The 13415-nt window shown below is 55.1% G+C and carries 11 protein-coding genes and 1 pseudogene; 7 read left to right on the top strand and 5 right to left on the bottom strand.

Features of this window, described 5'->3' with window-relative positions; all coding sequences use genetic code 11:
- Positions 1-117: 117 nt before the first annotated feature.
- From DPA2511_RS01820 to DPA2511_RS01805, 4 genes are read right to left on the bottom strand one after another with little or no spacing between them, the layout of a single operon-like run.
- Positions 118-1260, bottom strand: coding sequence for an MFS transporter (locus tag DPA2511_RS01820; RefSeq protein WP_012763994.1), 1143 nt, complete (start codon positions 1258-1260; stop codon positions 118-120).
- Positions 1257-2543, bottom strand: coding sequence for a PDC sensor domain-containing protein (locus DPA2511_RS01815; RefSeq protein ID WP_012763993.1), 1287 nt, complete (start codon positions 2541-2543; stop codon positions 1257-1259). Before DPA2511_RS01815 ends, DPA2511_RS01820 begins: the two co-directional genes overlap by 4 nt.
- Positions 2540-3553, bottom strand: a complete 1014-nt coding sequence (locus DPA2511_RS01810) for a ligand-gated ion channel (protein ID WP_012763992.1) — start codon at positions 3551-3553, stop codon at positions 2540-2542. Before DPA2511_RS01810 ends, DPA2511_RS01815 begins: the two co-directional genes overlap by 4 nt.
- Before the next feature lies 1 nt (position 3554).
- Entirely contained in the window at positions 3555-4901 is a 1347-nt protein-coding gene (locus DPA2511_RS01805; RefSeq protein ID WP_012763991.1) for a pyridoxal-dependent decarboxylase, read from the bottom strand.
- 424 nt (positions 4902-5325) lie between these two features.
- Here DPA2511_RS01805 and DPA2511_RS01800 point away from each other — a divergent pair, with 424 nt between their 5' ends.
- From DPA2511_RS01800 to DPA2511_RS01775, 7 genes and pseudogenes are all read left to right on the top strand, one after another.
- Positions 5326-6456, top strand: coding sequence for a polysaccharide lyase (locus tag DPA2511_RS01800; RefSeq protein WP_012763990.1), 1131 nt, complete (start codon positions 5326-5328; stop codon positions 6454-6456).
- A 456-nt stretch (positions 6457-6912) separates the two neighbouring features.
- Positions 6913-8040: a polysaccharide lyase gene (locus tag DPA2511_RS01795; protein WP_012763989.1), complete on the top strand. Its 1128-nt coding sequence runs from the start codon at positions 6913-6915 to the stop codon at positions 8038-8040.
- A 135-nt stretch (positions 8041-8175) separates the two neighbouring features.
- Positions 8176-9441 (top strand): pectate lyase family protein, encoded by a 1266-nt coding sequence (locus DPA2511_RS01790; RefSeq protein ID WP_012763988.1) that lies wholly within the window; start codon positions 8176-8178, stop codon positions 9439-9441.
- 16 nt (positions 9442-9457) lie between these two features.
- A pseudogene (locus DPA2511_RS22535) lies at positions 9458-9619 on the top strand (coniferyl aldehyde dehydrogenase); the annotation flags it as partial.
- 46 nt (positions 9620-9665) lie between these two features.
- Positions 9666-10343: a type 1 glutamine amidotransferase domain-containing protein gene (locus DPA2511_RS01780; protein ID WP_012763987.1), complete on the top strand. Its 678-nt coding sequence runs from the start codon at positions 9666-9668 to the stop codon at positions 10341-10343.
- 34 nt (positions 10344-10377) lie between these two features.
- Positions 10378-10752, top strand: a complete 375-nt coding sequence (locus tag DPA2511_RS22530) for a glutathione S-transferase N-terminal domain-containing protein (RefSeq protein WP_012763986.1) — start codon at positions 10378-10380, stop codon at positions 10750-10752.
- A 397-nt stretch (positions 10753-11149) separates the two neighbouring features.
- Positions 11150-12745: a diguanylate cyclase gene (locus DPA2511_RS01775; protein ID WP_012763985.1), complete on the top strand. Its 1596-nt coding sequence runs from the start codon at positions 11150-11152 to the stop codon at positions 12743-12745.
- Positions 12746-12805: 60 nt separating this feature from the next.
- On the opposite strand, the gene ppiA is transcribed toward DPA2511_RS01775, so the two are convergent.
- The gene (gene ppiA / locus DPA2511_RS01770; protein WP_012763984.1) at positions 12806-13378 is read right to left on the bottom strand and encodes a peptidylprolyl isomerase A; all 573 of its coding nucleotides are present in this window, start codon (positions 13376-13378) and stop codon (positions 12806-12808) included.
- Positions 13379-13415: the final 37 nt, after the last annotated feature.

Genomic DNA, 13415 nt, shown 5'->3' with positions numbered 1-13415 from the left:
TGCCAGTGTGCAGAAGAAACCAAGCGCCATTCTTGGGTAAATGTCGGCAAAAGACAGGGAAAAACCATAAGCCCGGCAAACCTGGCCTCATCATGACAGAAATACCGCCGCAGCCGGTTACTGAAAAGGTGTCCTCATCTCGGTCAGTTCCCAGACCAGGTAACACAGGAACGTACAGCCCACCACCACCAGCACCATGGTCATGCCCTCGGTTCCCATGACATCCATCATCAACCCTATGCCGATCAAGCCGACGATACCGCCCAGCGAATCCATCATGGTGTAACTCATATTGGCGGACATCTGCTGCTGTGGGTGGAACCTGTCGCCAATCAACGATAACCCGATGCTGTAAACGCCGCCCATGCAGCCGCCCCAGACGTAAAGCAGCCCGAGCGTAACGCCATAGTCGGAATACACCGCCAGCGTCAGGAATACCGCGCACACCACCGCGCAGAAAATGCAGGAAACCACGATCCACTGTCGGTTAACCCAATCCGACAACAAGCTCACCAGCATGCCGAGCGTCACGCTGCCTAACATGAACATGGTCATCAGCAACGAGGCGCGCTCCTCCGTGAGCCCATCACTCATCCCGTATAACGTCAGGAAATTGGGCAACCCGTAAAAACTGACGCCGCCCACCAGCGCAGAGACCAAAATGGCGCGAGCGTGACGGTGCACGAACCGAAAGCGTACCGCCGCCATCCCACCGGACTGCGGGCTGACAAACGCCACCCACACCAGCGTCAACTCTCCCAGGCTCAGCAGCGCCGTCAGCCAGAATCGTTCCGCCAGCGTCATCGACAACATTTGCAGCAACACCGGCCCCAGCGCCACCCCCAACGACAGCGCGGCGGAAAACATCCCCATCACCATCCCTCGTCGGCGCAACGGCAACCGGTTAAGCCAGGTCTGCAACAAAATCAGTTGCATCCCGGTACACAGGCCATATCCCAGAATGGCGACCAGCCACCCCAGAAAAAATTGCTGCCACATCATGCTGGCACACAGCGCGGCTCGTAATAACACCAGCAGCAGCGTGACCCACACCAGCCCGACTTTGCTGATCATCAGACTCAACCGCTGGTGGAACAGCAGAACGCCGACGATCTCGCACGCCATGGCGATGCCAATCCACAAATTACTGTTGCCTTGCTGGTTCATGAGCACGGGAATGGTGACGTAATTAATGCCGGAGACCAGTTGCAGTACAAAGGTCTGGAATATCAGTAGCGCGGGCAGGAAACGTTGTATCATAGCGCCTCCTCAAATTTCGGCACCCGCCAGTCAAGGCACAGTTGACCACGCGCCACTTCCCGAATGACGACCTGCTCCGCCGCCGCCTCGCCCTGCCAACGCAGAAAACGATTCCACCAGTCGCGATCGTCATCCGATAAGGCTTCCGGCTCGCAGGTTAACGTCAGACGGATATCCAGCACCCAATGCATCAGGTCTTCGTCTTTCACGCCAACCACAATCGTCAGCGGCTGTCGGGCCAGCTGGCGCCACAGTAAAAAACTGCGCTGCCAGAACGCATGCAGATGTTCCGGCGCAAAACAGGCTTCAGTGGCGTCATTCAGGTTCACGACCAGTTCAGACGCCGCGCAGGGGCGCAGCGACAATGTCTGTGACAACCACCAGTCGCGCAAGCTTGCCTGCCGCACGTCCCGCGTGGCGCCGCCTGGCGAGGCGTCATCCGATGGCAGCGCCTCCATCAGCCTGGGGTAAGCGCCGCCGCGCAGAAACAGCAGCGGCAGCGGCCAGTCATACACCCGTCGCAGTTGCAAAGGCTCGGTCGCCTGTTGCAGCGACTGATAATCCTGTTCGCGGCTGGCCAGCTGTTGCCTCACCTGCTGACTGCTGCGGCGCAGCCAACACACCATCAAACCGACCATCAGGCCGAGAAAGGCGATGGTGACGTTAGCCTTGCTGAAGACACGGTTGATGGCCTCCAGCCGCTGATAGAAGCTCGACAACTCGAGATCCATCGCTAGAATGCCGCTAAACCGCCCTTGTCGATCGTAAAACGGCGCATACGCGCTGATAAAAGTCCCCCACTGATCGCGGTACGGTTCCACCGACACGCCAGTCTGATGTTCACGCAACGCCGTCACCAGTTCCGGCGGCGCATTGTCATACACCTGCATCAACGCCGGCGCAGGATCCGGCAGACCATCGCCGTCGTTGTCATTCTGCGGGCTGGGATTGACCACAAAACGCACCGTATCGCCATCCAGCACGGTGGTATAGATATAACGAACATCCTGAGACGCCTCGCGCATCCGTTCCATCTCCGCGGCCAGTTGCTGATAGACCGGATCATCCGGCGATGTCTGCCCGGTAATGCGCTGATGGAGATCGCCCGAGAGGGTCGACGCCGCCGAACGCACGTTGGACAGCAACCCGATTTTTATCTCCTGTTCCAGCGCATTGATCGATTTGTGGTACACCATGTACGTGGAAAAACCGAGCAGGCCGACAAAAATCAGGCTGGCGAACAGCGCTTCCAGCAACACGGATTGCCATGATGAGTGCCTCATAGCCCCATCCCTCTGACAATCAGCAACCCGCAGAACAGCACCACCGCGACCGGAAATATGACCCGGCAGCGGCGTATCAAGACCCGATCGGGAGTCCCCTCCATTTGGTGGTGATAGGCGAAAATAATCAGCAGGATCGAGGCGAAGATGCTGCCGTAACCGGTGATGATCATCTGATCGATAATGGTGGTGTAAGGCAGACGCGGCAGAATATTGCTGGTGTAGAAGGCATAGGCCACCACCGTCAGCATCAACGTAAAGGCGGTTTGCAGTTGTTCGGAAAAGGACTCCAGCCAGAAAACGCTCCAGGACGCGGCGATAATCAACCCCAGCGGCAAAATGAAACTCCACAGGTAATAAGACGGGTTGCGACGCGCATCAATCTGTACCGTTACCCGCGAGTATTCGTTTTCGCCCGCGTCCAGATGATCGTAATGGACATTACTGATACGAGTGACGGGCGTCCCGGTCATCCACCATTCATCGATATCCTGATTCCCGACATTCTCGTTATAGACCGTTACCTTGCTGAAACGCAGATGCTGGTTGCTGTAGGAAAAGGGTTCCAGCTCCAGCACGAACTGCTGACGATCGAACGGAAAACGTCGGAAATCCATGTCATTGCTGAAGGTGCCCAGAAAGCGGGCGTTGTAGATCACCCGTCCGTCCGGATACAGCACCAACCGTTTGTTGCTGGTATCCGGGCTGCCCACCACATTGATGAATTCCAGCGCGGGAACCCATTGCCCTTTGGCGATGAAAGGATCGATTTGGTTGTTTTCAATGATGAGCGGCTTATTGTTCGGCGTCTTGCGCGGCGCGTCCGTCCACTGGGCCACCATGTAGCCGTCCACCTTGTAGGTCTGCTCCAGCGTGTTCACGCTATAAATTTTGTTGATAAATATACTGACTTCCACGCTCGTCGGCCGCGCGTCAGACTGGCTATTCTGCGGCAGTGACCATGCCGGCAGAGAAATAAAAAACACCATACATAACCATAAGATACGCATATCACTGCCCCCCAACGGATGTAAATGCCCCGGGTTGTTCCAGCCTGCGTACCAGCTCATCAATCAGAGCACGACGACAATGGGGCAATAGCACCAGGTGGCACACCTGCGTCGGCTGTCCCCGCCACATCCGCTGTTCGGTCGACAGCGAGAAGTAGTCGATAACCGCCGGCGACGGCGCCGTAAACTGCACCATCAGTGAACCGCAGACCAGGGGATACAGACAGAGACGCACGCCCATAGGATCCAGCCGGGCAAACAGCTGCTGTAGTTGGCTGTGGGCATATTCCCTCACCGCGAAACAGTGGCGGATTAACGCCTGTTGCCCCTGCTCACCCAGACGGGACAACATTTCCCACAGCACGACGGCGGTCAACCCGGGGCGGGAGCCGGACAAGGTGGCGTCCCGGCTGCCGATGTAGTCCGGTCGCGCGCGCGCCGTTACCTGAAACGCTTCCGATAACATGACCACCCCGCACGGCCACGACATGCCCAGCCATTTGTAGGGGCTACAACAGACGGAGTGCAACGCTGACGCTTTGCCGTGCACCGCCAGATGTCGGCCATCCGGTTCCGGCCAAAACGACAAATAATTCGCGGACAGCGCGCCGTCGATATGTAACCAGTAGTGCCGCTGTTGTTCCGTATTCGGCGGCAACAACCGACGCAGGTGTTCCGTAATTTGCGGCCAGTCATCGCAGGCGCCGCTAAACGTGGTACCGCAGGTCAGGCAGAGGATCACCGGCCGCCCGTGGCGATAAAAAAACGTCGTCAGTCGCATCAGTTCGTCTACCTTGACGCGCCCGGCGGCGTCGCACCCGACCGTGGGCGACCACACGCCGTCGTTCACCGGGCAGCGTCCCAACGTCGGCCCGATATCGGCGGGGGTCGGCAACTGTAAGAGTTGTGCGGCTTTGGCCAGCGAGTAATGGCCGCGATCAGAATAGAGCACCACCGGCGTCGTGGGCGCCGTCGCCGCGCCGCAGAGATATTCACGCGCATTCCATAACGCAAACAGGTTGCCTTCGGTGGACCCCATCGCGGTCAGGTATCCCCAGGCACTCAACGGCATGTTCCACAGGCGGGCATAGTAGTCCAGAACCGCCAGTTCGAAGGCTTTACTGTTCACCTGATAGGCGCCAGGCTCCGTGTTATCACCCAGATTCAGCAAATTCATTTGCAGCAACGGGCGCAGATCCTCCTGAAAACTGCCGGACTGATTAGTCTGAAAGCCGACGAAGTGGCTCCGTCGTTCATGCATGTTGGCCATATAGGCCCGCAGGATGTCTTGCCGTTGCGCATCCGGGATCCCTTCAGGAGGGATCATGAGTGTTTTATCCAGTTTCATTTTCTTTTCCCGCCTATCTTCAAGGTGTTAGCGGCAGCGTACAAAACGAACTGACCGCAGGCGCGGCGGTTAAACGTGGAAATACGGTGAAATGCGTGAGGCGGGCGCGCGTTATCCCAAAAAAACAGGAACAACCGCACAGAAATAGTAAAACAAACTTAACAATTTCATTTGTAAAATAACTGGATGTTCATTCGTCATGGGTTCGTGACAGTGATCAAATCTCTTGTAAATCACACCAATTTAAAGAATGAAATTGCATTTCAACTCTTGAATTGTTCATTTTTTACGCCAAAACTGACAACGGGTTGCGCCGAATACATTGTCCTTATTTATCTATTTTTGCCGGTGCGACCATTAATCTGGGCAACAGGAATGAATATGCCCGATACGTTTTACTCATTTGCAAACAGGAACACTTCCCATGAAATCATTAGTGACCCCGATCGCTACGGGCCTGCTGTTGGCCGTCGGCCTGCCGACGCTCGCCGCCAGCACCGACACCGGCGGCTATGCCACCACCGCCGGCGGTGACATCACCGGTGCCGTCAGCAAGACCGCCACATCGATGCAGGATATCGTGGATATCATTGCCGCCGCCCGTTACAACGACAGCGGCAAGAAGGTCAAAAACGGCGCCTATCCGCTGATTATCACCTATACCGGCAATGAAGATTCGCTGATCAACGCCGCCGCCGCCGACATCTGCAGCCAGTGGAGCAAGGATGCGCGCGGCGTGGAAATCAAAGAGTTCACCAAAGGCATCACTATCATCGGCGCCAACGGTTCTTCCGCCAACTTCGGTATCTGGATTAAAAAATCCTCCGACGTGGTGGTACGGAATATGCGCATCGGGTACCCGCCGGGCGGCGCCAGCGACGGCGACATGATTCGTGTGGACGATTCCCCGAACGTATGGATCGACCATAATGAGCTATTTGCCGCCAATCATGAGTGTGACGGCACGCCGGACGGCGATACCACATTCGAAGCCGCAGTGGACATCAAAGGCGACTCAGAGTACGTCACCGTTTCCTACAACTACATCCACGGCGTCAAGAAGGTTGGTCTGGATGGTTCCAGCTCCAGCGATACCGGTCGTAACGTCACCTATCACCATAATCTCTACAGCGATGTGAACGCCCGTTTGCCGCTGCAACGCGGCGGCCTGGTGCATGCCTACAACAACCTGTACACCGGTGTGACCAGCTCCGGCCTGAACGTTCGACAAAATGGCCTGGCGCTGATCGAAAGTAACTGGTTCGAGAATGCAGTCAATCCGGTGACTTCCCGCTACGACGGCAAAAATTTCGGTACCTGGGAGCTACGCAATAACAACATCACCAGCGCGAGCGACTTCACCACCTACGGCATAACCTGGACATCCGACACCAAGGCTTATGTCAACGCCGATACCTGGACGTCTACCGGCACCTTTCCGACCGTCTCTTACAGCTATAGCCCGGTCAGCGCCCAATGCGTGAAGAACAAACTGGCTAGCTATGCCGGGGTCAGCAAAAATTTGGCGGTGCTGACCAGCTCGGCCTGTAACTGACACTCCGCGACAAACGGGCTGCGGCCCCTTGTCGCTCATCGACAGGAAAATACACAGAGAGGCCCAGAAGGCCTCTCTTCTCTATGCAAACACCCGGGGTGTAGCGCCTCATGGCGCCAAAGACGTCGCCCTGCACCTCGCTCTTCCCACGTTTTTGTTATTAAACGTATTGAACGATAAATAATTAGTTATCAATTAATATTGATGATTGATAATTAGCGAATATGAACTCAGACCACTGAAAGTGACTGCCGTCAAAACTCTGAAAAAAACACCATTCCCTTAATAATGAACCCGTGTTTCATCAATTGAAATATTCCTCTTTTCCGCTAACACTGAGTCAGGGTCATGCTGCATATACGGGTTCTATTTACCCCTTTTTTTATGCGCTCCCCAACCGGGCATCAGGAACAGAACATGCCCACTCATCACTTTTCTTAAACAGGAACACGACGCATGAAAGCACTTATCACACCTATCGCTGCAGGTCTGCTGCTGGCGCTGAGCTTGCCCGCCCTGGCTGCCAGCACGGGGGGCTACGCCACCACTGCCGGCGGCAACATCTCCGGCGCCGTCAGCAAAACCGCCACATCCATGCAGGATATCGTGGATATCATTGCCGCCGCCCGCTACGACTCCAGCGGCAAGAAGGTCAAGAACGGCGCTTACCCGCTGATCATCACCTATACCGGCAATGAAGATTCGCTGATCAACGCCGCCGCCGCCAACATTTGCGCCCAATCCGCCAAGGATGCACGCGGCGTGGAAGTCAAAGACTTCACCAAAGGCATCACCATCATCGGCGCCAACGGGTCTTCCGCTAACTTCGGTATCTGGATCGTTAACTCTTCCGATGTCATCGTTCGCAACATGCGCATCGGTTACTTGCCGGGCGGCGCCAGCGACGGCGATATGGTTCGTATCGATAATTCGCCAAACGTATGGATCGACCACAACGAACTGTTCGCCGCCAACCACGAATGCGACGGCAGCAAAGACGGCGATACCACCTTTGAATCCGCAGTGGATATCAAAAAAGGCGCCACCTACGTGACCGTCTCCTACAACTACATCCACGGCGTGAAAAAGGTTGGGCTGTCGGGCTTTAGCTCTTCCGATACCGCCGAGCGTAATATCACCTATCACCACAACGTCTATAACGATGTGAACGCTCGTCTGCCGTTGCAGCGCGGCGGCAATGTTCACGCCTACAACAACCTGTACACCAACGTCACCAGCTCCGGTCTGAACGTTCGCCAGAGCGGCAAGGCGCTGATCGAAAGCAACTGGTTCCAGGATGCAGTCAACCCGGTCACATCGCGCTACGACGGCAGCAACTTCGGTACCTGGGTATTGAAGAACAACAACATCACCAAACCAGCTGATTTCACCACTTACGGCATCACCTGGACCGCCGACACCAAGGCATACGTCAACGCTGACAGCTGGACGTCTACCGGTACCTACCCGACGGTGTCTTACAGCTACAGCCCGGTTAGCGCCCAGTGCGTGAAGAACAAACTGGCCAACTATGCCGGCGTGAGCAAAAACCTGGCCGAGTTGACCAGTTCATCGTGTAACTGATCCCATCAGCCGACGGGGCAGCGGATTATTCGCGATCCGGCGCCCCATCCATGCCATGGAATGGCTGAAATACCGGTGCAGGTCTGATAGACCTGCACCGTGATATCCGACTCTCCCCCCAGGAAACACACCACCATGAAACGCAATCTTCTGTTTGCCGTACTGTGCGGCGCCAGCGTACTGAGTGCACAGGCTGCCAGCACCGCGGCGCCCGACCTCAAAGGATTCGGCACCGATACCGTTGCCGGCAGCGGCGGAAAAATCATCCGCGTCACCACGCTGGCGGCCAGCGGTTCCGGCTCCCTGCGAGAAGCGCTCGCCACCAAAGGGCCTCGCATTATCGTCTTTGAGGTAGGCGGCGTGATCGACCTTAACGAAGCCGACCTGAAACTCAGCGAGCCATACGTCACCATCGCCGGACAAACCGCGCCGTCACCCGGCATCTCGCTCATTAAAGGCGGTATGGTCATCTCCACACATGACGTGCTGATGCAGCACATCCGCTTTCGCATCGGCGACGCCGGGCACGCCAAAAAGAGCGGCTTTGAAAAAGATGTTTCCCTGTACGGCCCGAACGCCTACAACGTCGTCGTCGACCATTGCAGCTTCGCCTGGGGAACGGATGAAAACCTGTCCGTCTCCGGGCCGCGCTATGATGGCCAGTCAGGTACCGCGCACAACGTCACCTTCTCCAACAACATCATCGCCGAGGGGCTTTATAACGCCAGCCACTCCAAAGGGATCCATTCCATGGGAACCCTGGTGCACGATAACGTTACCAACGCCGCCATCATCGGCAACCTGTATGCACATAACAATGAGCGTAACCCTTGGTTCAAGGGCGGCAGCACCGGCGTTGTTGTCAACAACCTGATTTATAACCCCGGCGTCTGGGCAATTCGCGTCGGCGCGATTCAGAGCGAGTGGGAAGGCAAGACGCTGCCGGAAAACCCGAAAGTGGCGATCGCCGGAAACGTGATGTACTACGGCGCGAATACCCCCTCCGGGCTGGCGCTGGTCGGCAGCAACACCACCGGCGGCAACGTGTGGATGAATGACAATCTCGCCTATAACGCTGCGGGTAAAGCCGTATCGCAGACCTCCGGCACCGACATCACCCAGTTGAAAGCCGCGCCGGTCTGGCCGACCGGTCTGACCGCCATCAGCGCCAGCTCCGTCGCAAGCCAGGTCACGCAGAAAGCCGGCGCACGTCCGAACGATCGCGACAGCGTGGATCAGCGAATTGTGAGCAACTTCCAGAAACGCACCGGCGCCTTCGTCGACAGTCAGGACGATGTGGGCGGCTACCCGACGGCAACCACCGTCAAACGCACGCTGACAGTGCCGTCCAGCAACGTGGATGCCTGGTTACAACAGCTCGCCAAGGCGTTGGAAGAGTAACGCGCGGTCATCTCCTGGCGCTTCCGGCATGGGGGCCTATCATGGCATCCACGGTTTCCGGCGTTTTACCCATGCAAAAGCCGTTGTTGTACAACGCGAAGACGGCGCGTCCAATTTACGGCTGCGCGCGCCTTATGCCGATAAGCTGGCCCGACTCGACACTGCCCTGAAAGGGTAATCACCTAAACAGGTAAGACATTCATTGCAATCAAGGAATTAACATAATGAACGTATTGATGGTTTTAACTTCTCACGATCAATTAGGTCATACCGGCAAGAAAACGGGGTTTTGGCTTGAAGAGTTCGCGGCACCTTATTACACCTTCAAAGACGCCGGGATGAATGTCGTATTGGCCTCGCCGGCTGGTGGACAACCGCCGTTGGATCCGAAAAGCGATTTACCCGATTTTCAGACCGCGTCGACCCATCGTTTCAAAGCCGATGCCGCGTCACAGCATGCGTTGGCCACCACAGTGAAGCTGGATACCGTAAACATGGATGATTTTGATGCGGTGTTCTATCCCGGTGGCCACGGCCCGCTGTGGGATCTGGCGGAATCCGCAGACTCCATCGCACTGATCGAAGCCTTCGAGCGCGCCGGCAAACCCATTGGCTTCGTCTGCCATGCACCTGGCGTACTGCGTCATGTAAAAGCAGCCAACGGCGATCCGTTGATCAAAGGGCGCCATGTCACCGGATTTACGAATAGCGAAGAAGCTGCGGTTGAACTCAGCGCTATCGTCCCCTTTCTGATCGAAGATGAATTCCAGCAGCTGGGTGGGCTGTATACCAAAGGCTCAGACTGGACGCCTTATATCGTTGAAGACGGTAAATTGATTACCGGCCAGAACCCGGCCAGTTCAGAAGGTGTCGCTGAAGCATTGTTAAAACAACTTCAGTGAAAGGGCATCACGATGATGCCTGAGGCTACGTCATTTGAACGAGTCTCGCTCAATATGCGTTCTTTGGTTACTGGAAGCGGCACATATTCCTTATGAATTGATCATCTACCAAAGGAATCAAGACAATCCACTGGCGCCTGATACATTGAAAGCGACCCCTCCGTTGGGAAAATCGCCCGAGCTGGAAGACAACGGAGAAATCATCGTTGAGTCAGGCGCCATCGTTGAATATTGGATAAAACGCTACGCCAGCCAGTTTGCCCCCGCCGAGCACAGTGAAGATAACATTGCTTATTTGCAATGGATTCGCTGTGCGGAAAGCGCAGCAATGACGCCGATGTTATTCATATTATTCAACGGTACGTTAAGCCAACCATGTCATCCTTCTCGGGCTTATTTCTCATCATGACCGCCGCCGGCGGTCATATCATTCATTCTCGAGATGACCTCGCAATGAATTTCCCATATTTCCCTGCCTTGTCTTTCCCTTACGCCAACCAACGACGCCGACATGTCTGTCGAAATGGTGACAAATGAAAACCCATGACGCCACGGTTTCACGAAATAGACAGCGATAAAATCCTGTCACTATTAAGGAATACTCTATCGTTGCGACAATCCATTATCATATTGACAAATTCCATGAGCCCCCCGTATACAGAATGGTATATCCACAGCAATGCTTATCTCTGGCAATATTTCCAGCCGACATATTTCACAGAGATATCATGATGAATACGCCATCCACTATTTTGATAATGCGTAAGTAATGACGGCAATTTTTCCTGTCATGTTGAGGTGATTGCATGCACGCCGATGTTCCAACTATGTTCATGATGATCATCGTTTGCAGCAGTGCACTCGCTATCTGTATGCGCTGGTCGGCTCATGGCATAAAGGATCGCGCGCTGATCATCTGTACCCGGGCTCTGGTCTGTCACGCAACCGCCTATAGCCTGTACGCCTTACGTGGCACGATCCCAGATGTGATTTCTATCGTGGCCGCCAATATTCTGATCGCCACCACCTACTCGACGCTGCTGTTGGCCATTACCCAGTTTCAACAACGCCATATTCGCCCGGTCATTCTCTGGTTGCCGGTGATTTTTACCGCCGGGTTCTTTTCCATCATGCTCGACAACCAGTACGCGCGAACCCTGGCCAGTTCGCTAATCTGCCTATCGCAAGCTATTCTCGTCGTCACTTATCTGATGACCCAGGATCAAAGCCTGCCAACGCGCGGACGCAACTTGATGGTGCTGGGACTGACGATAAACGTCATGGCTTTTATCGTGCGGATTATCCTGTTGATATATACCGGCGCCACCCCGTTTTCCGTACTGTCCAGCTCGACAGCTCAAACCGTCACCTATATGACCAGCTTTATGACGCTGCTGTTTATCGCCAACGGTATGATCATGATGGCCAAAGATCGCGCCGAGCACCTCAACAACCTGATGGCGCGGCAGGACAGCCTAACCGGCTGTTGGAACCGCATTCGTATTCAGGAAATCGCCAGACAGGAAATGGAGCGGCTGGAACGCTACGGGTATCCGGTATCGCTTCTGATGTTCGACCTCGATCACTTCAAGGAGGTGAACGACAAATTCGGACACAGTGTGGGAGATAAAGTATTAAAAGGGTTTTCCGATACCGCGCTCGCCTTGCTACGCACGACTGACGTCTTCGGACGCTGGGGAGGAGAAGAATTCGTCGCCATCCTGCCCGCCACCGGCTTTACCGGCGCAGTGCAAACCGCCGAACGTATCCGGGCCGCGTTGGAGGCTCAAACCTTTCCCGGCGGGGTCAAGATCACGACCAGTATCGGTGTTTCCGTTTGCCAATCCACCGACCATTGGGAAAGCTGGCTTGGCCGCGCCGATGCTGCATTGTACCGGGCCAAGGCCGCGGGAAGAAACCGAACCGAGACGGAAACGTTGGTATCTCAGGGCCATGATGTCTCTCTGCCGGACAGCAACCTGGTCAGACTCATATGGAACGACGCCTACAACATAGGCAACCAAGCCATCGACCAGGAACACCGCCAACTGTTCAACAGGGCTAATCAACTGCTGCAGGTGATCGTCCTAAACGGTTCGCAGACAGCGTTTATGGTGCAATTACGCGAGCTGATCGATGAACTCAGCGATCACATGCAACACGAAGAACAGTTTCTCTGGGACGCCCACCATCCCGACGCCGATCAACACGCCAAAATCCACAACCATCTGTTGTGGCGGGCGGAAGAGATGGTGCAACGCTACGAACAGCAGCAGATAGGGCTCATCGAGCTGTTCCATTACGTCGTTTATGAAGTTATCACCCAGCACATGCTGATCGAAGACCGAAAGCTGAATCTGTCCAGCTATAACGTTGAAGTACATCACGCACTGCAGGAATAAAAACAGCCCTCACCGAATGGCGAGGGCTGCTTACCCGGCAAGAATGCCAGACAAAAAACGTTATTTTTTAATGACTTTGGCAGACTGAATCACAATAGGTTTGATGGGAACGTTCTGGTAAGGCCCAACATTTTCGGTCTGCACCTGAGAAATCTTATCGGCGACGTCCATGCCTTTCACCACTTTGCCAAATACCGCATAGCCGAAATCACGTTGACCGTGATCCAGAAACGCATTGTCGGCTACATTGATGAAAAACTGGCTGGTTGCACTGTCTTTCTCACTGGTACGCGCCATGGCAATGGTGCCGCGCAGGTTACGCAGGCCGTTATCTGCTTCATTTTTAATCGGTGGATTCGGCGACTTTTGTTTCAGGTCGCTGCTGAAGCCCCCGCCTTGCACCATGAAGCCTGGGATCACCCGGTGAAAAATAGTGCCGTTATAAAAACCACTGTTCACGTAATCAACGAAATTTTTTACCGAGCCCGGCGCTTTTTGATCTTCCAGCGCCAACTCGATATTTCCGGCTGACGTAGTCAACAACACATGGGTAGAGCCAGAGGCGGCAAAGGCCGGAGAAAAAGCAGTCAGCGAAAGCACCGTTGCGACGGCTGCCAGTATACGTTTTGACATGGAGAATTCCTTTTGAGGCCTGACTATAGAAAGCGCA

It is taken from the genome of Musicola paradisiaca NCPPB 2511 (assembly GCF_000400505.1).
Lineage (GTDB): Bacteria > Pseudomonadota > Gammaproteobacteria > Enterobacterales > Enterobacteriaceae > Musicola > Musicola paradisiaca.
Note: the sequence above shows the minus strand (reverse complement) of the source record. Positions and strands in the feature narration are given on the sequence as shown.

Coding starts and splice junctions, on each gene's coding strand:
- ppiA (WP_012763984.1), bottom strand. CDS start 13,378: ATGTCAAAACGTATACTGGCAGCCGTCGCAACGGTGCTTTCGCTGACT.
- DPA2511_RS01790 (WP_012763988.1), top strand. CDS start 8,176: ATGAAACGCAATCTTCTGTTTGCCGTACTGTGCGGCGCCAGCGTACTG.
- DPA2511_RS01810 (WP_012763992.1), bottom strand. CDS start 3,553: ATGCGTATCTTATGGTTATGTATGGTGTTTTTTATTTCTCTGCCGGCA.
- DPA2511_RS01800 (WP_012763990.1), top strand. CDS start 5,326: ATGAAATCATTAGTGACCCCGATCGCTACGGGCCTGCTGTTGGCCGTC.
- DPA2511_RS01795 (WP_012763989.1), top strand. CDS start 6,913: ATGAAAGCACTTATCACACCTATCGCTGCAGGTCTGCTGCTGGCGCTG.
- DPA2511_RS01780 (WP_012763987.1), top strand. CDS start 9,666: ATGAACGTATTGATGGTTTTAACTTCTCACGATCAATTAGGTCATACC.
- DPA2511_RS01815 (WP_012763993.1), bottom strand. CDS start 2,543: ATGAGGCACTCATCATGGCAATCCGTGTTGCTGGAAGCGCTGTTCGCC.
- DPA2511_RS01805 (WP_012763991.1), bottom strand. CDS start 4,901: ATGAAACTGGATAAAACACTCATGATCCCTCCTGAAGGGATCCCGGAT.
- DPA2511_RS01775 (WP_012763985.1), top strand. CDS start 11,150: ATGCACGCCGATGTTCCAACTATGTTCATGATGATCATCGTTTGCAGC.
- DPA2511_RS01820 (WP_012763994.1), bottom strand. CDS start 1,260: ATGATACAACGTTTCCTGCCCGCGCTACTGATATTCCAGACCTTTGTA.